The 19,065-nt window shown below is 63.0% G+C and carries 11 protein-coding genes; 5 read left to right on the top strand and 6 right to left on the bottom strand.

What is annotated here, in order from left to right; genetic code table 11:
- The first annotated feature begins 12 nt into the window (after positions 1–12).
- Positions 13–351, top strand: coding sequence for a ferredoxin FdxA (gene fdxA, locus AC4K8G_RS07460; RefSeq protein WP_491733527.1), 339 nt, complete (start codon positions 13–15; stop codon positions 349–351).
- Positions 352–369: 18 nt separating this feature from the next.
- Here the strand turns inward: fdxA and AC4K8G_RS07465 are convergent, their stop codons facing one another.
- The 5 genes from AC4K8G_RS07465 to AC4K8G_RS07485 form a co-directional block, all read right to left on the bottom strand.
- The gene (locus AC4K8G_RS07465; RefSeq protein WP_491733528.1) at positions 370–1,143 is read right to left on the bottom strand and encodes a MipA/OmpV family protein; all 774 of its coding nucleotides are present in this window, start codon (positions 1,141–1,143) and stop codon (positions 370–372) included.
- A 78-nt stretch (positions 1,144–1,221) separates the two neighbouring features.
- Positions 1,222–3,144, bottom strand: coding sequence for a sulfate adenylyltransferase subunit CysN (gene cysN, locus AC4K8G_RS07470; RefSeq protein WP_491733529.1), 1,923 nt, complete (start codon positions 3,142–3,144; stop codon positions 1,222–1,224).
- On the bottom strand, positions 3,144–4,043 hold the full coding sequence (cysD, locus tag AC4K8G_RS07475) for a sulfate adenylyltransferase subunit CysD (RefSeq protein ID WP_491733530.1): 900 nt from the start codon (positions 4,041–4,043) through the stop codon (positions 3,144–3,146). The genes cysN and cysD overlap by 1 nt, the downstream gene beginning before the upstream one ends.
- A 68-nt stretch (positions 4,044–4,111) precedes the next feature.
- Entirely contained in the window at positions 4,112–6,412 is a 2,301-nt protein-coding gene (locus AC4K8G_RS07480) for a tetratricopeptide repeat protein (protein WP_491733531.1), read from the bottom strand.
- A 174-nt stretch (positions 6,413–6,586) separates the two neighbouring features.
- Positions 6,587–13,615 carry a hypothetical protein gene (locus AC4K8G_RS07485; RefSeq protein WP_491733532.1) on the bottom strand — a complete coding sequence of 2,343 codons (7,029 nt, stop codon included), beginning with the start codon at positions 13,613–13,615 and terminating at the stop codon, positions 6,587–6,589.
- A 436-nt stretch (positions 13,616–14,051) separates the two neighbouring features.
- Between AC4K8G_RS07485 and AC4K8G_RS07490 the strand changes: the two genes are divergently transcribed.
- The 3 genes from AC4K8G_RS07490 to AC4K8G_RS07500 all read left to right on the top strand — a co-directional run bounded on the left by AC4K8G_RS07490 (position 14,052) and on the right by AC4K8G_RS07500 (position 17,057).
- Complete coding sequence (locus AC4K8G_RS07490) at positions 14,052–14,597, top strand: EF-hand domain-containing protein (RefSeq protein WP_491733533.1); 546 nt, start codon at positions 14,052–14,054, stop codon at positions 14,595–14,597.
- Between the two features lie 166 nt (positions 14,598–14,763).
- Positions 14,764–16,599, top strand: coding sequence for a phosphomethylpyrimidine synthase ThiC (gene thiC / locus AC4K8G_RS07495; protein ID WP_491733534.1), 1,836 nt, complete (start codon positions 14,764–14,766; stop codon positions 16,597–16,599).
- The gene (locus tag AC4K8G_RS07500; protein ID WP_491733535.1) at positions 16,596–17,057 is read left to right on the top strand and encodes a YybH family protein; all 462 of its coding nucleotides are present in this window, start codon (positions 16,596–16,598) and stop codon (positions 17,055–17,057) included. The genes thiC and AC4K8G_RS07500 overlap by 4 nt, the downstream gene beginning before the upstream one ends.
- 10 nt (positions 17,058–17,067) lie before the next feature.
- Here the strand turns inward: AC4K8G_RS07500 and AC4K8G_RS07505 are convergent, their stop codons facing one another.
- A complete protein-coding gene (locus tag AC4K8G_RS07505; RefSeq protein WP_491733536.1) occupies positions 17,068–17,541 on the bottom strand; it encodes a methyltransferase family protein in 474 nt (157 codons plus the stop codon).
- Positions 17,542–17,972: 431 nt separating this feature from the next.
- On the opposite strand from AC4K8G_RS07505, the gene AC4K8G_RS07510 reads away from it, so the two are divergent.
- Positions 17,973–19,037, top strand: a complete 1,065-nt coding sequence (locus AC4K8G_RS07510; protein ID WP_491733537.1) for a retroviral-like aspartic protease family protein — start codon at positions 17,973–17,975, stop codon at positions 19,035–19,037.
- Positions 19,038–19,065: the final 28 nt, after the last annotated feature.

Raw genomic sequence — 19,065 nt, forward strand, 5'->3', positions numbered from 1 at the left:
GAGCCTCGCCACATGACATACGTCGTCACCGACGCCTGCATCAAATGCAAATATATGGACTGCGTCGAGGTCTGCCCCGTCGATTGTTTCTACGAGGGCGAGGTGATGCTGGTCATCAATCCCAACGAATGCATCGATTGCGGCGTGTGCGAGCCGGAATGCCCGGCGGAAGCGATCCTTCCTGACACGGAGAGCGGGCTGGAGAAATGGCTTGAACTCAATTCGAGCTTCTCGGCAGACTGGCCCAACATCACGCGCAAGAAGGACAGCCCCGCCGACGCCGACGAGCATAAGGGCGAAGAGGGTAAGTACGACAAATACTTCACCCCCGACGCTGGAGCCGGCGACTAAGCGCCGGCCCCGCCACTATTACATCCTGAAGGTGTAGCTTAGGCCCAGTCCTGCCGAGAGTTGGTTGCGCGAACCAAGCTCGCGGACAATCGGTGAATCCGCCGCATCGCCAACGAGGCGCTCGTAGCGTCCGTAACCGAACATCCCGATGCTATCGTTGAACTGATAGGACACGCCGCTGGCCATCGCGACGGCGTGGATGCCGCCGCTGGGGCGGTACGCGGGCAGCCCCGTAGCCAGTGCGACGGTGGGACTGACCCCGAAATAAGCGCGCTGATAGCGTGAATCGGACAGCAAGAGCCGTGGGCCCACGGAAAAGACGTATTTGTCGCCGTCGCGCCAGACGTAGTCTGCGCCAAGCGTGCCAACGACCCCTTTGTGACCGCCAAGACCCTTCAGGACTTCTGCATGGAGGTAGAATGATTTGCTCACCTCGTAGTTGGTGAACGCCCCCGCTTCGATCGTGGTTTTGACCTTCCCGACCGCCGCGCCGACATCCTTATCCTTGCGGCTGGTCGCGAGATTGGCCGCCGGGCCGAACGAGAAGCCGCCGCTGGAGATCACCGGTATCCCAAAACTATAATCGGGCGCTTCGAACGCAAACTCGTTCGAGCCGTGAGCGATGTCCAGATCGAACAGCGGCGCGATCTCGGATTTGTCGGCTCCAACATATTTGGGCCTGACCTGGCCGCCGAGCCCAATGCGAACGCGCGTGTCGCCACTATCCTGCGCCATTGCCGTGCCCCAGGCAGGCAAGGCGGCTACTGCCGCGATAAGGAAATGCTTCATCATGTCGTCGTCCCCCTGAACCAGACGCTGATCTCAGGAGCGTATCGGACTTTGCAGATTGCGGCCAGCCCTTGACCTCAGTTAACGACGCGCAAGTAGTTTCTCGACGATCAGGTCCGCCGCCTCGTCCGCACTTAGTGCCGTGGTGTCGATCCGGATTTCCGGATGCTCGGGCGCCTCGTACGGGCTGTCGATGCCGGTGAAGTTCTTGAGCTCCCCAGCGCGCGCCTTAGCATACAGGCCTTTGACATCGCGCTTCTCGGCTTCGGCGAGCGGTGTATCGACATAGACCTCGATGAATTCGCCCTCGGGGATCATCCTGCGAACCATGTGACGCTCGGCCCGGAATGGCGAAATGAATGCGGTCAGCACGATCAGGCCCGCATCGGCCATCAGCCGCGCAACTTCGCCGACGCGGCGGATATTCTCGATGCGATCCGCCTCGGTGAAGCCGAGGTCCCGGTTGAGGCCGTGACGAATGTTGTCACCATCGAGCAGGAAGGTGTGGCGGCCCCGCGCGGCCAGCTTCTTTTCGACCAGGTTGGCGATCGTGGACTTGCCCGCGCCCGAAAGACCGGTGAACCACAGAACTGCGGGCTTCTGCCCTTTGAGCCCGGCGTGCGTCTCGCGGCTCACTTCGAGATGCTGGCGATGGACGTTGAGGGCGCGGCGGAGCGCGAAATGGATCATGCCACAGCCGACTGTCGCATTGGTCAGCTTGTCGATCAGGATGAAACCGCCGAGCGCGCGGTTCGGGCTTAGGCCCTCCATCGCATAAGGCTCGAACACGATCTCGCGGTCGGTGGCGATCTCAGCGACGCCGATGGAGTTTAGGCCAAGCGTATTCGCCGCCAGATGTTCCAACGTGTTGACGTTGACCTCATATTTGGGCGGCTGGATCATCACCGTGACCATCTGCGTCCCGAGCTTCAGCCAATAGCCGCGACCCGGAAGCAGCTCGTCATCCGCCATCCACACGATGGTCGCTTCGAACTGGTCGGCAACTTCCGGCGGATCGCCTGCGGCGGCGATTACGTCACCGCGCGAGCAGTCGACTTCCTCGGTCAACGTCAGCGTCACGGACTCGCCTGCGGCAGCCTCGTCCGGGTCACTGTTCATCGTGACGACGCGGCCGATGCGCGTGACCTTGCCCGAGGGCAGGATGCGCACTTCCGCGCCCGGACCAATCGTCCCTGAGGCTATCTGGCCGGAAAAGCCGCGGAAATTCTGGTTGGGCCGGTTTACCCATTGCACCGGCATGCGCATGGGCTTGTCGAGGTCGGCGAGCGCATCGAGCGGCACGGTATCGAGATGCTCGAGCAGGCTCGGGCCCGTATACCAGCCCATCGCTTCGCTGCGGCTCATCACATTGTCGCCGTTGAGGCCAGACACTGGGATGGCCACCCAATCCTGGATACCGATATTTGCGGCAAACGCGCGGTAATCGGCAGTGATCGCGTCGAACGCCCCTTGGTCATAATCGACCAGGTCCATCTTGTTCACGGCGAGCACGAACCGCCTGATGCCGACCAGCTGAGCGAGGTAAGAATGGCGCCGCGTCTGGGTCAGGATGCCTTTTCGTGCATCGACCAGCAGGACGGCAAGGTCCGCGGTCGACGCGCCGGTGACCATGTTGCGCGTATATTGCTCGTGGCCGGGCGTGTCGGCGACGATGAACTTGCGCCGAGCGCTCGAAAAGAAGCGGTAGGCGACGTCGATCGTGATGCCCTGCTCGCGCTCGGCCGAGAGGCCGTCTACCAGCAGAGCGAAATCGATCCGCTCTCCCTGCGTCCCATGGCGCTTGCTGTCGCCTTCCAACGCCTCGAGCTGATCGTCGAAAATCTGCTTCGATTCATACAGCAAGCGCCCGATCAGGGTCGACTTGCCATCATCGACGCTTCCGCAGGTGATGAAGCGGAGAAGTTCTTTCTCTTCCTGCTGCTTCAGCCACGCCCGCACATCGGTGCGGATGAGGTCCTGTTCGGAATCGAGTGGGCGGGACATTAAAAATATCCCTCCTGCTTCTTCTTCTCCATCGACGCGCTGCCGGCATCGCGATCGATCGCGCGCCCCTGCCGCTCCGACGTCTTGGTCAGCAGCATTTCGGCGACGATTTCCTCGACCGTCGAGGCGTCGCTCTCGACCGCGCCCGACAGCGGGTAGCAGCCGAGCGTGCGGAAGCGGACCTTCCGCTGCACCGTCTTGTCGCCGTTCAGCGGGAAGCGGTCGTCGTCCACCATCAGGATCAGGCCGTCGCGCTCGACCGTGGGGCGTTCGGCCGCGAAATAGAGCGGCACGATCTCAATCTTCTCGCGCAAGATATACTGCCAGACGTCGAGCTCGGTCCAATTGGACAAAGGGAAGACGCGAATGCTTTCGCCCTTGCTCTTCCGAACATTGTAGAGCGACCATAATTCCGGGCGCTGGCGTTTCGGGTCCCAGCGATGGTTCTTGTCGCGGAAGCTGAACACGCGCTCCTTGGCACGGCTCTTCTCCTCGTCGCGGCGAGCACCGCCGAACGCTGCATCAAAGCCGTGGAGGTCGAGCGCCTGCTTGAGGCCCTCGGTCTTCCACATGTCGGTGTGGAGGGGGCCGTGATCGAAGGGATTGATCCCTTTGTTCTGGGCCTCGGGGTTGCGGTAGACGATCAGCTGGATGCCGGGATCTGCGCCGACCTTGTCGCGAAGCGCATACATGTCCTTGAATTTCCACGTGGTGTCTACGTGAAGCAGCGGGAACGGCAGCGGACTCGGGAAAAAGGCCTTCTTGGCAAGGTGCAGCATCACCGCCGAATCCTTGCCGATCGAATAGAGCATCACGGGCTTGTCAGCCTCCGCGACAGTCTCGCGAAGGATATGGATGCTCTCGGCCTCAAGCCGGTCGAGATGCGTGAGTGAGCGCACGCTTAAACTTTTCCCCGCTTCAGCATTGCGGCGCGCGCTTTAGCACGCGCGCCGATGCCGTCGAATGATCAGGCGTTTTCCTTGACCTTCGCCTTGCCCTTGGCGCCGGCCTTTTCGGGCTTGCCCTCGATCGCGTCGACGAGTGGTTGCAGCCCCTCGCCATACTTCTTCCAGCGCTTAACCGAGGTCTTGTAGATCGGCTTGCGAACCTGGGCGACGCTCGCCGTCTTCACCGGACGGTCCGACTTGTGGAAATCGACGCACTTCGGATCCCACGGCAGGCCGAGGAACTCGATCAGCCGCTTCGCTTCCTTCTCGGTATCGGCCACCACGTCCTCGTAGATCACCGTGGTCAGGAAGCCCTTCGGCAGGACCTTCTCCCAATGCTCCATCAGCTCGCGATACTTGCCGTAGTAACGGCCGAGTTCGCCAAGGTCGTAGCTGTGCGGCATGTCGTCCTTGAACAGCTTGGTGAAGCCCGACAGGCAGGTGTCGACAGGATCGCGCTGCGTGTTGATGACCTTCGCCTTGGGGAACAGCAGGTTGACGAGCCCGAGGAAGAAGTAGTTGGTCAGCAGCTTGTCGGTGATGCGCTTCGCGTCGCCCGCGCCCTTGGCGAGCATTTCCTGGTAGCTTTTCGCCACGATCTCGAGCTGAGGTCCGGTGATCTTTTCGACCATGTCCGGATAGCGCGGCAACGACGGAAAGCGATCGCGGATCTTGCCGAGTGCTTGGCTAAGATACTTGACCTCGCCAGCCCCGTAGATGTCCGGGTGGCTTGAAAGGATCTGCTCGACTAGCGTCGACCCGGAGCGCGGCATGCCGACGATGAACACCGGACGATCATCGTCCAGGCCAGCCCATTTGCGGTTCTCAAACACTTCCTTCGGGAAGGCTGCGCGAATGCCGTCGAAGAAAGCGAACGTGTCGCTTTCCTTATAGTCGAGCTGTTGGCGCTTCATCTTTCCGCCGATGATGTAATGCTCGAGCGCCTTTTCGTGCTGCCCGCGATCGTCGAGCGCCTTGGCGAAAGCGAAATGAAGCGGGAGGAAAGGATCTGCCTCGGGGTTCTTCACCGAGTCGAAGATCGCTTCCATGCGGTTGAACAGTTCCTCGCCAGGCCCGGTTGAGAAGTCGACCAGGTCATTGAGGTTGGCGTAGGCCCCGTACATGCCATCGTTCAGCTTGAGCGCTTTCAAGATGTAGTCGCGCGCCTCTTCAAGGCGACCGACCGACTTCAGTGCGACACCATAGAAATTCAGCGATTCCGGGTTCTTGTCGTTCTTCGCGATCGACTTCTCGAGAACTTCGAGCGCCTCGTCATAGCGATCGGTTTCGTGCAGCACCTGGCCGAAAACGGTCAATACTTCCGGATTCTCGGGCTCCTGCTGAACAGCGATCCGGATGCCTTGCTCGGCCGCGGGAAGGTTGCCGCGGCGAAGCTGGATCTTCGAGGTGAGCAGCAAGGTCTGGACGTTCTTCGGCGCGAACTTCAGTGCGTCGCCAAGGACTCGCAGCGCATCCAGCTCCTTCTTCTGGCTGAATAGCAACTGCGCGAGGTTGTTGTGCGCTTCAACGTAGCGCGGGTTCTGCTGGATCGCCTTGCGCAGCGCGTGCTCTGCTTCCTCGAACTTGCGGTCGAGCTGAAGCAGCGTGCCGAGATTGTTATACGCCTCGGGGTAGACCGCGCGTTGAACCAGCGCGTCCTGATAGGCCTGGATCGCGCCGTCGATATCGCCGGTCATGCGGAGCGCATTGCCAAGGTTGTTCAGCGCCTCCGACATCGCCGGGCGGTGCTCAAGCGCGCGTCGGTAATATTCCACCGCCTGCTTGAACTTCCGCTGCTCGAAATTGACGATGCCGAGGTTGTTCAGTGCCTGGGCGTTATTCGGATCGAGCCGAACCGCTTCCTCGAGGGGCTTGATCGCCGCCTCAAGCTCTCCCGCTTGGCGCAGGACTTCACCAAGATTCGCGTGATAGCTCGGTGCCGTGGGATTGATCTTGATCGCGCGCTCGAGCGCCGCGACCGCTTCTTTGGTGCGGCCGAGTGCGGCTAGCGACACGCCAAAAATATTCTGCGCATCCGCGTTAGCAGGGCGAGCTTCAATGATTTGCGAGCAAACGCGCGCTGCCTGACCATAGAGGCCGCGGGTGTAAAGCTGGCCCGCCATTTCGACCGCCTTCGACGGGGTCACGTTGACCCTGCCCTTCTGCGCCTGGGCAATCGCCTCATCGAGATTGGCGTTGGGTCCCTGGCCGGGCCGGCGGGGCGCGACGGCTGCGCGGCGCGGCGATTGGCGATTGGCGCCCGCGGCACCCGGCTTCTTCGCGCCGCTAGCGGGCGCCTTAGTGGTCTTGTTGTTGGTCATGGCCGTTCTTTTACCCAGAAGTCGCTGAAAATAAAGGCGTTGCAGCCCAAAAAACACGCGCCCCGTCCGGGGCTCCTTACAAACGGAAAGAAGAGGGAATTTCTTCCCTCTTCTCTCTTGTTCGGTTGTCTACCGGCTTGGGAGGGCGGGCCGGAGCCCGCGCCTTAAGCTGGCTTACTGTCCGCGTTCACCACGCTCAACCGGCGGCGGCGGCGGCGGAGGCGGCGGCGGAGGCGGCGGAGCTACCTCGACCGGCGGCGGCGGCGGAGCCACGACCGGCGGCGGCGGCGGCGGCGGAGCCGCGTGACCGCCCAGCGGCAGGACAAACTTGAAGTTGCCGCTGTGGCTGGTGACGTCGCCGTTGAACTCGCCTTCGTAACCGATCCGCACATCGACCGGGCCGAGCTTCCCGCCGACGCTCACGCCAGCAAGGAAGGTGCCGCGCTTCTGGCTCGCCGAGACGATGTCGAAGTCACAGTCGGTGTCGCCGATGAAGTAGGCGCCGAAGTGCGAGCGGCTGTTGCCGAAGCGGTAGCGGTATCCGAGGTTAACCTCAGGCACCACGCCGCCCATCTGGCCAGCCCACTTCACACCACCGGTCAGGAAGCTGTGCCGCGAGTGGCTGTTCTCGACACTCAGCTCCGCACCGCCACCGGACGTCTCGGTGAAGCTCTTCAGCTTCGCGTCGACATAATCCCAGTTGAGGTACGGGGTGATGACCGAGTTGCCGCTCATCGGGAAACGAGCACCAGCATGGAGACCAGCGGTCCACATGTTGACGTCCGGATCGCCCTCTGGATTGGCCGCGAAGCTCGCGCCCGTCGCCAGACCCGCGAAGTTGATGTGACGGCGGCTGTCGCCATCATACCAGCTGTAGGTCGTGACACCCTTCACGAAGAAGGCACCCGGATCGTAGACCGCGTAGAGGCCAACCTGCATGCCGTCCGCATCCACATTGTCACCGAACTGGTGATCGCGGGTGTGGTTGGTCACGTAGCCAGCGCTGACACCGACGATCGCGGAATTACCGACGTTGGCGTCGATACCCAGCAGGCCGGTGAAGCGGTTCGCCTTCGTGGTGCCCGCCTCGATGTCGCCATCAGCCTTGCGCCACTGGTAATCGAGCTGACCCCAGACATGGATCGGCGAGGAAGCGCGGCACTCGAGAACCGAGCCGGCCAGCGCCGGAACTTCGCAGTTCGTGGCGTGGTCGAGCAGGTCGTTGTAGTGCACGCCGAGGCTCGGGAACGACTGCAGGTAGTTGGCGTAAGCCGAACCCGACAGCATGTTGAGCGCCGTGTTGTAGTTCGCCGTGTTGGTGAACAGGAACAGGTCGCTCAGGACGTTCACGATCCCGCCGGTCAGCGAGGTGTCGTAGATGCACTCGAGGCCGTTACCGACTGCGAGGCCGTTCTGGTTGAGCCCAGCCACCGCGTTGAAGGCAACGCGCTGGATCCGCAGGTCGACGTTATCGTTCGCGTCGTACTCGCAGATGTCGCTGGTCGTCAGGAGCAGCGAGCCCGCATAGGCGCCGCCGACCGTGCAGTCAGCGAACTCGCCCGTGAGGTCGTTCGCATCGATCACGTTGTCCCAGAAGTACTCGTCGGCGAACAGCCCGCTCGGGGTCGTCAGCAGAGCCACCAGGTGACCGTCGGTGATGTCCGCGGTGTCGGTGAAGATCTGCGGATAGGTCCCGACTGGCTGAGTGCCGCCAGCAGCTGGCTGCAACTCGAAGCTGATCGTGCCGTCGGCGGTGACGTTGAAGTCTTCGACGAATGCATAGGCCGGGCCATCGTACATCGACGGGTCGCCGCTGATCCGCGGGTCCGCAAGGATCAGGTTGCCGCCATTGTCGATGTTGAGCGTGCCTTCGCCGAACAGACCGCTGTCGAGATCCGCTTCAGTAACACCACCCGCCGGCAGGAATTCCGGATTGATGATGCCGTTGAAGTAGGTTGTTCCCGACTCAACGTTGACCACATCGCTCGTCTTGAGGTCGATGTTACCGTAGATCGAGCCGGCCTGGCTGGTGCCGAGCAGGTTGATAACCGCCGGGTTCGCAGTGCCGGTGACGTCGACCGCCATGCCACGGGTCCAGGTCGCACCGCCATCGACCGACTGGCGAACCTGGATGGTGCCGCCGTCGTTGATGAAGGTGAAGGTGCCCGTTGCGCCAGCACCGAGCGGCAGGACGCCGATGGCGCTGACTGCACCGCCGAGGCTGACCGCATCGACGTTCAGCGTGCCGGTGTTGGTCACGATCGTGGTGTTCGAGCCGGTGCCCGCATCAAGGAAGATGCCGGTGGCCGCGGCCGAGCTGGTCGTGCCGTTGCCCGCGACGCTCGCCATCACGTTCAGCGTGCCGGAGTTGGTCACGAAGCCGGTGAGACCAGTCGTGCCGACAGCCGAGATGCCGACAGCGTAGGCGTTGGCCGTGGTCGGGGCCGCGGCGCTCGCGCTTACGGTCATCGTTCCGCCGTTCACAGCCTGGACGTTCACCGTGCCCGTATCGTGGACATAGTAGCCGTAGGCGGTGGCAGTGGCGTGACCGCTGGAAGCCGAAGCGTGCGCACCGGCGTGGACGTTGAAGGCGCCCATGTTAGTGAACAGCGCCGACCCGCCCTGGACGTCATGGTTGACACCCGAAGCGTAAGCGTAGGCCGAAGCGAAGGTGGTCGCGACCGCGTTTGCCGTTGCCGACACGTTGAAGCTGCCGCCGGTGACCTCCGAGTAGGAGATCGTGCCGCCGTTGGCGAGCTGCTCGACACCGGTGACTTCCGCGAGGGCGAAGGCGCTGGTGACGCCGGTCGCCGCAGCGTTGGCCACAATGTTGATGCTGCCTGCGTTGACGATCGAAGCAAGCGCCGAGTTCACGCCGGTGGCGCTCTGGTGGATCGCCGCATCGCTGGTGATCAGCGCCGTCGCCGTCGCATTGCCGGCAGTCGCAACCGCCGCAGCGTTGGCCGCAATGTTGATCGCACCGCTGTTGTGGATCACCGCCGTCGCCGTCTGACCGTTCGCATACTGGTCGATACCGTTGAAGATCGACGCAATAGCGTGGGCGTTGGTCGCGCCGTTCGCATTCGCGTTGGCCGAAGCGGTGAAGGCGCCAGTGCCCGTGTAGGACGCCAGGGCGATACCCACCGGAGCCGTCGCATACTGCTCAATGGCCGAGGTGACGTAAGCGCTCGCAAGGGCCGCAGCGGCGGTCGCCGTTGCGGTCGCAGTCGCGTGAACCGAGATCGCGTCATTCTGAATGATCGCGCTCGCGTTGCCGCTGGTCGCAGAAGCGTACTGCGACGGGCCATAGAACACGTCTGCGATGGCCGTCGCCGCCGAGCCAGCCGCGTGAGCGACCGCATGGACGTCGATCGAGCCATTGTCGTCGAGGAGAGCCGTAGCGTCACCACCAAAGCCCGTCGCCGTGGCCGACTGGTACATCGCGTAGCTGACGTAAGCCGTCGCGAAGGCCGCCGTCGAAGCCAGAGCCTCAGCGTCGGCGCCGACCGTGATCGAGCCGTCGTTCGTGATCTTTGAGATCGCGTCGGAACCGTCGTCGGCATAAGCCTGCTGCGTGATGGCGTAGTAGTTATACGCCGACGCCGTCGCGCTGCCACCCGGTGCGCTGGCGAACGCTTGGGCCTCGATGTTGATCGAGCCGGCGGTGCCGTTGACGATCGAGTTCATCGCGACGTGGTGGTCGCTCGCCGAAGCCGTCTGCGAAATGCCGTTGTACATGTAGGCATAGGCGTAGGCGTTGGTTGAGCCAACCGCGTGCGCAGCGGCGCTGAGGTTCAGCGCTCCGCTGTTGTTGACGATGTTGGTCGCGTTCGCGTCCGTCGCCGAGGCGTACTGATAGATGGCGGTGTAGTTGGTCGCCGTCGCGTTCGCGTCACCCGAAGCGGCGTTGGCCGAGGCCACTGCACTGATGTTCAGGTTGTTGCTGTTCAGCGTGTTGCTGGCATCGCGATCGTCCGCAGTCGCGTACTGGTACACGCCATAATCGTAGTAGGCGTAAGCAGTCGCGAGAGCGGTTCCGTTCGCGACCGCTGTAGCGTGGATGTTGATCGTGCCCTGGTTGTCGATCAGGTTCGACGCGATCCCTCCGCCGACGCCGCCACCGGTCGCATAAGCGTCCTGGGTGATGCCGGTGTAGCCATAAGCGTAAGCGTAGACGTCAGTGCCGTTCGCGCTGGCGTTAGCGCCGATATCAATCGAGCCCGCGGTGCCCACAGCAACCGTGTTCTTCGCGTCGTGGCCGTCATAAGCATAGGCCGTCTGCGAGATGGCGTAGTAGTTATAGGCGGTGGCCGATGCCACGGTCGTGCCGTTCGCAACCGCGTTGGCATCGATCGTGATCGAGCCTGCGCTGTTGATCACGTTGGTGGCCGGACCGTCGCTGCCCGTGGCATACTGATAAATGCCGTAGTTGTTGGTCGCCGACGCGAAGGCCGAGCCCGAGGCCGCATTGGCGCTCGCGTTCGCAACGATGTTGATCGCGCCGTTGTTGGTGACGGTGTTCGTCATCGTCCCATCGTCGGCGGTACCGTATTGGTAGATGCCGTAGCTCAGGGTCGCCGTCGCGATGGCGTCGTCCGAAGCGTTCGCAATGGCGGTCGCATGAACGTTGATCGTGCCGTCGTTGGCCACCAGGTTCGACGCATTGCCGCCAGCGGTCGCATAAGCTTCCTGCGAGATGCCATAGTACATCGACACATAAGCGGTGGCGTTGCCCGTCGGCGCATTGGCGCTGGCGAACGCACCGATGTCGAGCGTGCCCGTGCCGTTCGTGATGACGTTCGCGGCATTACCGCCGTCCTGCGCGTAAGCGTACTGCGAGATGCCGTAGCTCACCGAGGCCGTGGCCGACGCGAAGCTCGTGCCGTTGGCAATGGCCACCCCGTCGATGTTGAGGTCGCCGTTATTGGTGATTGTGTTGCTCGCATCACCGTCAGTAGCGGTCGCATACTGGTAGATGCCCGTATAAACCGAGACATACGCGGTCGCCGAACCGGCAGTCGCGTTAGCGCTGGCGATGGCAGTGATGTCGAGCTCGCCATTGTTGGTGATGGCGTTCGATGCATCGCCGTCATCGGCGTAAGCATACTGGTAGATGGCGTAGCTGACCGAAGCCGACGCGCTCGCGTCGGCCGTGCCGTTTGCGATAGCCGTCGCGTGAATGTTCAGCGTGCCGTTGTTGGTGATGTCGTTCGACGCGTCGCCAACACCGGTGACCGAGGCATATTGCGTGATGCCGCTGTAAACCGAAGCGAAGGCGTCAGCAGAGCCGCTGGCAGCATTCGCGCTAGCGAACGCACCGATGTCGAGACCGCCGGCGCCTGTCGTCGCACCAACCGTGATGTTGTTCGACGCGTTGCCGTTCCCGTAGACGTAAGCGAACTGCGAGATCGCGTAGCTGACCGACGCCGATGCCGTGGCTTGGCTCGTACCGTGCGCAAGTGCGGTCGCGTCGATGTTAATCGTGCCCTGGCTGATCGTGTTGGTCGCATCGCCCTCGGTCGAAACCTGCGCCGTCTGGCTGATTGCCGAGTAAGCAGACGCAAAAACATTCGCGACACCAGAGTCCGCAACGCCACTGGCGAAGGCGCGGATGTCGATCGTGCCGTCGCCGTCGATGACGTTCGATGCATTGCCGATATCGGCGGTCGCCGACTGCGAAATCGCATAGCTAACCGAAGCCGTCGCAATCGCGTCGGTGACACCGTGCGCAACCGCGCTGGCGTGAATGTTGATCGTCCCGGCGTTGTGGACGGCGTTCGACGCATCGCCGCTGACCGAAGCAGTCGCCGATTGCGAAATCCCATAATAATTATAGGCGAACGCCGAAGCATTGGCGGTCGGGGTTCCCGTGGCGGTCGCGTGGGCGACGGCGTTGATATTGAGCGTCCCAGCGCCATTGGTGACGGTGTTCGACGCGTCCGCCGAGTCGGCGAATGCCGACTGCGAAATGCCTTCGGAATTATAGGCGTACGCGTACGCGTACTGCGATCCGCTCGCATTCGCGACGGCATTGATGTTCATGGCGCCCTGGTTGTCGACCACGTTGGTCGCCGAACCGTCGCCGCCATTGGCGTACTGGTAGATGCCGTAATAATTGTACGCAGTCGCAGTACCCTCGGTACCGCCGTTCGCATCCGCGCTGGCGACGATGTTGATCACGCCGGCTGCGTCATTGCTGATCGAGTTGCTCGCCGAACCAGCCGTCGCAGTCGCGTACTGATAGATGCCCGACTGCAGATACGCGTAAGCGAACGCCTGAGTATCGGTCGCCGTGGCGGTCGCCTTCGCGTCGATATTCAGCGTGCCGTTGTTGTCGATGTTGTTCGACGCAACGCCGGTATTGGCCGTCGCATACTGCTCGATGGCATAATAGTTGGTCGCGCTCGCGATTGCCCCCGAGCCCGTCGCCTTAGCGCGCGCATCGATCGTGATCGTGCCGTCATTGGTGATGTCGTTCGACGCATCGCCGCTGCCGGTGTTCGAAGCGCTCTGCTGGATGCCATAGAGCTGCGAAGCGTCTGCCGAAGCGTAGCCTTCCGGCGCAAGCGCCGAAGCCACAGCCTCGATGGTGATAACGCCGCCGGTGTTGTTCGTGATGTTGTTCGCAGCAAGCGTCGAAGCCGCCGTCGCCGACTGCCAGATGCCACCCGAGTTGATCGCCGTGGCGTCAGCGTCGCCCGTGGTCGCCGACGCGAGCGCGTAGGCGTCGACGAGCAGGTTGCCGTCGTTGGTGAAGTTGGCAACCGCGCTTCCGGTCGTGCCGACCGCAACCTGGGTGATGGCGCCCGAGGTGATGCTCGCGGTGGCGGTCTGGTTGCCCGCGCCCGTTGCGCTGGCGATCGCGCCGACTTCAGCGGTCTGGCCGGCCGCGTTGGACAGGGTGATGTTCGCGGTTCCCGAAGTCAGGTGCTGGTAGATCACGCCGTCGCCGGTCGTGGCGACAGTCGCGGCAGCCGCGCCATCGTTGGTATCATACACACCGTAGAAGCAGGCAGGGGTCGCTGCGGCGATCGTGCAGATGTCGATCGGTGTGTCCGTCGTGCTGGTGCCCGCGTTGGTGCCGGGTCCGGCAACATCGTGCGGTGCGGCCAGCGCAGGGCTCGCCAAACCAAGTCCGGTGACTCCCAGTGCTGCGATCGAGGCGCCCGAGAGAAGCGTGATACGCCGGTGCGAGGTCTTCATGTAATGTATCCCCTGTATTTAGCCCGCGGCCGCGGACCATTGTTACTACTTGGAACTGCCCCACTTGAAGGACCGCGTATGGACCGCGCCAGATGGCACGCGACGCAGCCCGCCCCCAGGCGAGACATTCCCGTAAGTGTGGCTTATCCACGCAAATGGGGAAAAGCAAAGCCGAAAAGTTGATCCGAATTGCAGATTAGCGCCTTTTGCACCCGTCGCTGTGGCACCCGCGCCACAGTAACAGGCTCCGGCCAAAGGCGTTTCTCGCGCGCGTGCTATATATTAGGGCCGCGTTGGCGGTCGCCGATTGTTCATGTTCCAGTTCAGTTGAGAGCAAGGTAAGCTCGCCGACATAGCCGTAGTCGACGGCGCCGGCGCGAATCGCTACGTGACGCCGTCATTGAAAACTCCACGATCTGTGTAGGGGGAAGTTAGAGTGGTCATTCGTTATTCTTCGCTTGCGGCGCTGCTGGCGCTTGGCGCCGCTCCGGCGCTTGCAACCGCGGCTGCGCCCGCTGCAGCTCCGGCCGCCGCAAAGCCCGCGGCCGCACCGGCCCAGACCGCGACCCGGGCAAATCTCATCAAGGGGGCCGATGCGACTTTCAAGGCGATCGACACCAACGGCGACGGCACCTTGAGCGCGGCCGAGCTCCAGGCGGCTGAGTCGACTGTCCAGCAACGGCGCCTGGCGGCCTTTCGCGCCCGCGTCGACGCGGAGTTCACCAAACTCGACACGAACAAGGACGGCCAACTGAGCAAGGCCGAATTCATGGCCGCCGCGCCGACCACGCCGACCAAGGCTCCGAACGGCGCTGCGCTCGTAACCCAGCTCGACAAGAACAAGGACGGCAAGGTGACCGCGGACGAATATCGTTCGCCGCAGCTCACGTTGTTTGACAAGGTCGACACCAATCACGACGGCGTGCTGAGCGACGCCGAGCGCAAGGCGGCCGCCGCGGCTGCGACGCAGCGTCCGAAGTAACGCTACAGAAAATTGGTTTCGTGAAGGGCCGTGCGTCACTGGCGCGCGCCCCTTTCGCGTCTTAATGACGACTCTTCCCCGGGGAGCTCGCGAGAGCTGAGAGGCGGCAATCCGGCCGCGACCCGCTGAACCTGATCGGGCTAGCACCGGTGGAGGGAGAGAGAAGATGGCCGACGCGCCTGCACGCACTGAGTTGAAAGTCACCACCGGCCCGATCCGCGGCAGTCGTAAGATTCACGTCGGCCCGCTGGGCGTCGCCCTGCGCGCGGTCGACCTCGAGCCCTCGGCGGGCGAGCCCGCGGTCGTGCTCTACGACACCAGCGGGCCCTACACCGACCCTATAGCACGCATCGACATCATGGCCGGACTTCCCGAGCTCCGCCGCGACTGGATTCGGGCCCGCGGCGATATCGAAGAAGTCTCCCAGCGCGAAGTCCGCCCCGAGGACAACGGACAACTCGGCCCCGACCGCAGCGGGGGCGTTCAGCCCTTTCCCAATGTTCGCAAGCGCGTGCTCCGCGCGAAGCCCGGCGCCAACGTCACTCAGATGCATTACGCGCGACGCGGCATCATCACGCCGGAGATGGAATATGTCGCGATCCGCGAGAACCTCGGCCGCGAGGAAGCGCTGAATTCCGCACGCGACGGCGAAAGCTTCGGCGCAGCGATCCCCGACTTCGTCACCCCGGAATTCGTCCGCGATGAGATCGCCCGCGGCCGCGCCATCATCCCCAACAACATCAACCACCCGGAATCGGAGCCGATGGCGATCGGCCGCAATTTCCTGGTCAAGATCAACGCCAACATCGGCAACAGCGCAGTCGCCTCCGACGTCGCGTCCGAAGTCGACAAGATGGTGTGGGCGATCCGCTGGGGCGCGGACACGGTCATGGACCTCAGTACCGGCCGCAACATCCACGACACGCGCGAATGGATCATCCGCAACTCGCCCGTGCCGATCGGTACCGTGCCGATCTACCAGGCTCTGGAGAAGGTCGGCGGGATCGCCGAGGACCTGACGTGGGAGATCTACCGCGACACCTTGATCGAGCAGGCCGAGCAGGGCGTCGACTATTTCACTATCCACGCCGGCGTCCGCCTGCCCTACGTCCCGCTGACCGCCAAGCGCGTCACCGGCATCGTCAGCCGCGGCGGATCGATCATGGCCAAGTGGTGCCTCGCCCACCACCGCGAGAGTTTCCTCTACGAGCGGTTCGATGAGATCTGCGAGATCATGAAGGCGTACGACATCGCCTTCTCGCTTGGCGACGGACTTCGTCCCGGCTCAATTGCCGACGCCAATGACGAAGCGCAGTTCGCCGAGCTCTACACGCTTGGGGAATTAACGAAGAAGGCGTGGGAGCACGATTGCCAGGTGATGATTGAGGGCCCCGGCCACGTGCCGATGCACAAGATCAAGGAGAACATGGACAAACAGCTCGAAAGCTGCGGGGAAGCGCCCTTCTACACCTTGGGGCCGCTGACCACCGACATCGCGCCCGGCTACGACCACATCACGTCGGGCATCGGCGCGGCGATGATCGGCTGGTTCGGTACGGCAATGCTTTGCTACGTCACGCCCAAGGAGCATCTCGGGCTCCCGGACCGCGACGACGTGAAGGTCGGGGTCGTCACCTACAAGCTCGCCGCCCACGCGGCCGACCTTGCCAAGGGCCACCCGGCCGCCAAGCTCCGCGACGATGCTTTGTCACGCGCCCGCTTCGAGTTCCGCTGGCGCGACCAGTTCAACCTGTCGCTCGATCCGGATACGGCGGAGGAATATCACGACCAGACCCTTCCGGCCGAAGGTGCGAAGACCGCCCACTTCTGCTCGATGTGCGGGCCCAAGTTCTGCTCGATGAAGATCACCCAGGAGGTTCGAGACTTCGCACGTCTGCAGGAACAAGAAGCCGCCTCGGTAGACGCCAACGAGGGCATGGCGGAGATGAGCAAGCGCTTTCACGACGAAGGCGGGGAGATCTACTTGCCGGCGGCCGAATGATGCTGGCGCTTCTAGTCTTGGCCGCGGTTCAGGCGCCCTACGTTGCCCAGGCCGAGCGTGCCGTCCGTGCCCAGCGCGCCGCCTTCAACCGCGCGCTCGCTGCCGGGAGTGTCCGTGGCGTGGCCCAGTTTCTTGCTGACGACGCGCAGATGATGACTGGCGCCGACAGCATCATCGTGTCTGGAAAGGCGGCTCAACTAGCGCTTTGGCGCGAGGATCTCAGTGGACCCAAGCGTCGGTCCTACGTCCGAACTCCCACGAGCATCCAAGTTTCTGCTGTCGGCCCGATGGCGTTCGAGATCGGCAAGTGGCGCGGGTACCAGCTGTCCGCGAGGCGCAACTGGGCGTCGGGCGATTATGTCGCCAAGTGGCGGCGGATCGGGGGCAAGTGGCTCATCGAAAGCGAGACCTACATGGCGAAGAAGTGCGGCGGCACCTTCTGCCCAACCCGTAGGTGATCGTAGCTCCTCAGATCCAGCGCCTGACCCGGCCCTTGTACGCCAGATAGTCGCGCCCGAACGTGCGTTCCAAGTAAGCCTCCTCCCGTGCGATGACCTGCGTCTGCGTGACCGCGATGACGACGGGGAGCAGGACCAGCGCGCCCACACTATCGAACAGGATCGCAAGCGCGACGTAAGTCAGCGCCATGCCGAGGTACATCGGATTGCGGGTGATCCCGTAAATGCCGGTGTCGACCAGGCAGGTGGCGGGCTTGAACGGAATGATGTTGGTCTTGCGGCTCCTCAAAAGCCCGGCGCCGGCAAACATCACGATGACGCCCGCGATGAGGAATCCGCCGGTGAGAATGTCGCGGACTGCATGGCTCAGACCGAGATGCGACAGGTTCAGCGCTCGTCCGGCATAAACGCCGATGACCAGGGCGATGATGTAGATGAGCGGCGGCGGAAAGCGCACGCCAGCGCCGTCCTGAGCAGTTTCCATTAAGCTGTTCCCCTTGGGTCATGCCGCGAACGCGGTGGATCGGAGTAAGCCACTGGCGGCGGAAAACCGCGTTGCTCAGCTAAAAGCGGCCTGCTCCCTTCGCCAATCAAACCAACGGTCCCGCCCCCAAGCCACGCTTATGAAGGAAGCGATTCGAGCGTCGATATGCGCCCGCCCCCTAGCTCGACCGCTTGGGATTAGCCGCGATCGTCTTCGGCTTCTCCTTCTTCGGCTTGCGTGCTTCCTTGTTCTTTCTCACCTGACCCTTGGCCATCGGTCTCTCCCATGCTTGATTTCGCGGTTCTACATCGGCCTGCGCGAGATGTCTTTGGTCCCTCCCCCGTCGAACCTGCCCGTCATCCGTCTATTGGGGATGGAGCGCCGCGCGCCGCCGGCGTAAAAGGATCGACGTCCGCTCGAGGGGAGCAAAAATGCGCCGCGCATTGCCCATTGCATTAGGGCTGACCATCGCCGCCGTGGCAGGAGCCGCGATCGCGGCCGACCCGCCGGTAATCCGCAAGCCGATGCCGGCGCCCAATTCGACGCCCAACGTGCCGGCGCTACCGCCTGCGGTCTTCGACAACGCGCTCGACATCGCCGGCGACGATCTCAAGGCGAAGAAGATCGACACCCGTCTCTACGTCGATGTGTTGGTCAACGCGCGGGGTCCCTATAAATTCGTCGTCGACAGCGGAGCCGATACCTCGGTGGTCGGGCTTAAGGTGGCCCACGATCTGGAGTTGCCGTTGGGCACCCCCGCGATCCTCAATGCTACCACGTCGCGTAACCTGGTCGATCGCGTGCGCGTCGACCAGCTGACGCTCGGCCCGACGACGGTGCACAACCTTGAGCTACCCGCGCTTAAGGAGTCCGATGTCGGCGGGGACGGACTGATCGGTATTGATGCCCTCTCCAAGCAACGCCTGATGCTCGACTTCGAGAAAAGGCTGATCAAGGTCGAGGACGCGTCCAAGGCGCCCAAATATGACCCGCGCGACATCGTCATCATCGCCCGGCGCGAGCGCGGCCAATTGATCCTGACTCAAGTCCGCGCCTCGCGACTGTCGCTCGATGCGGTGATCGATACCGGGTCGGAAGTGACGATCGGCAACACGGCTCTACGCGACAAGCTTTTGCGCAAGGGCCGGACCAAGTTTGAGACGGTCGTGGCCACGGGCGTCACCGGGGTCTCTATGAAATTGCAGATCGCGCGGATCGACGAGCTGCAGCTCGGGCCCGTCATGCTTCGTGACGTGCCGATTGCCTTTGCCGACGTGCCGCCATTCAAGCTGTTCGGCCTGGCCGACGAGCCCGCACTGTTGCTGGGGACGGACCTGCTTGAATCGTTCAAGCGAGTGTCCCTGGATTTCAAGGCGCGCAAGGTCCGCTTCCAGCTCAGGCGCTGCAGGACAGACGCGGTCGTGATCAGCACTTCGTCGAGCTATTCGCTGACCCGAATGTGGTCGACCGGCGGAGCGGAGACCTGCGGCGGCTGAATGCGGAACCGCCGTCCGTTTTCGGACG

It is taken from the genome of Sphingomonas sp. SP3, from assembly GCF_058514305.1.

Coding starts and splice junctions, on each gene's coding strand:
- fdxA (WP_491733527.1), top strand. CDS start 13: ATGACATACGTCGTCACCGACGCCTGCATCAAATGCAAATATATGGAC.
- AC4K8G_RS07465 (WP_491733528.1), bottom strand. CDS start 1,143: ATGATGAAGCATTTCCTTATCGCGGCAGTAGCCGCCTTGCCTGCCTGG.
- cysN (WP_491733529.1), bottom strand. CDS start 3,144: ATGTCCCGCCCACTCGATTCCGAACAGGACCTCATCCGCACCGATGTG.
- AC4K8G_RS07480 (WP_491733531.1), bottom strand. CDS start 6,412: ATGACCAACAACAAGACCACTAAGGCGCCCGCTAGCGGCGCGAAGAAG.
- AC4K8G_RS07485 (WP_491733532.1), bottom strand. CDS start 13,615: ATGAAGACCTCGCACCGGCGTATCACGCTTCTCTCGGGCGCCTCGATC.
- thiC (WP_491733534.1), top strand. CDS start 14,764: ATGGCCGACGCGCCTGCACGCACTGAGTTGAAAGTCACCACCGGCCCG.
- AC4K8G_RS07500 (WP_491733535.1), top strand. CDS start 16,596: ATGATGCTGGCGCTTCTAGTCTTGGCCGCGGTTCAGGCGCCCTACGTT.
- AC4K8G_RS07505 (WP_491733536.1), bottom strand. CDS start 17,541: ATGGAAACTGCTCAGGACGGCGCTGGCGTGCGCTTTCCGCCGCCGCTC.
- AC4K8G_RS07510 (WP_491733537.1), top strand. CDS start 17,973: ATGCGCCGCGCATTGCCCATTGCATTAGGGCTGACCATCGCCGCCGTG.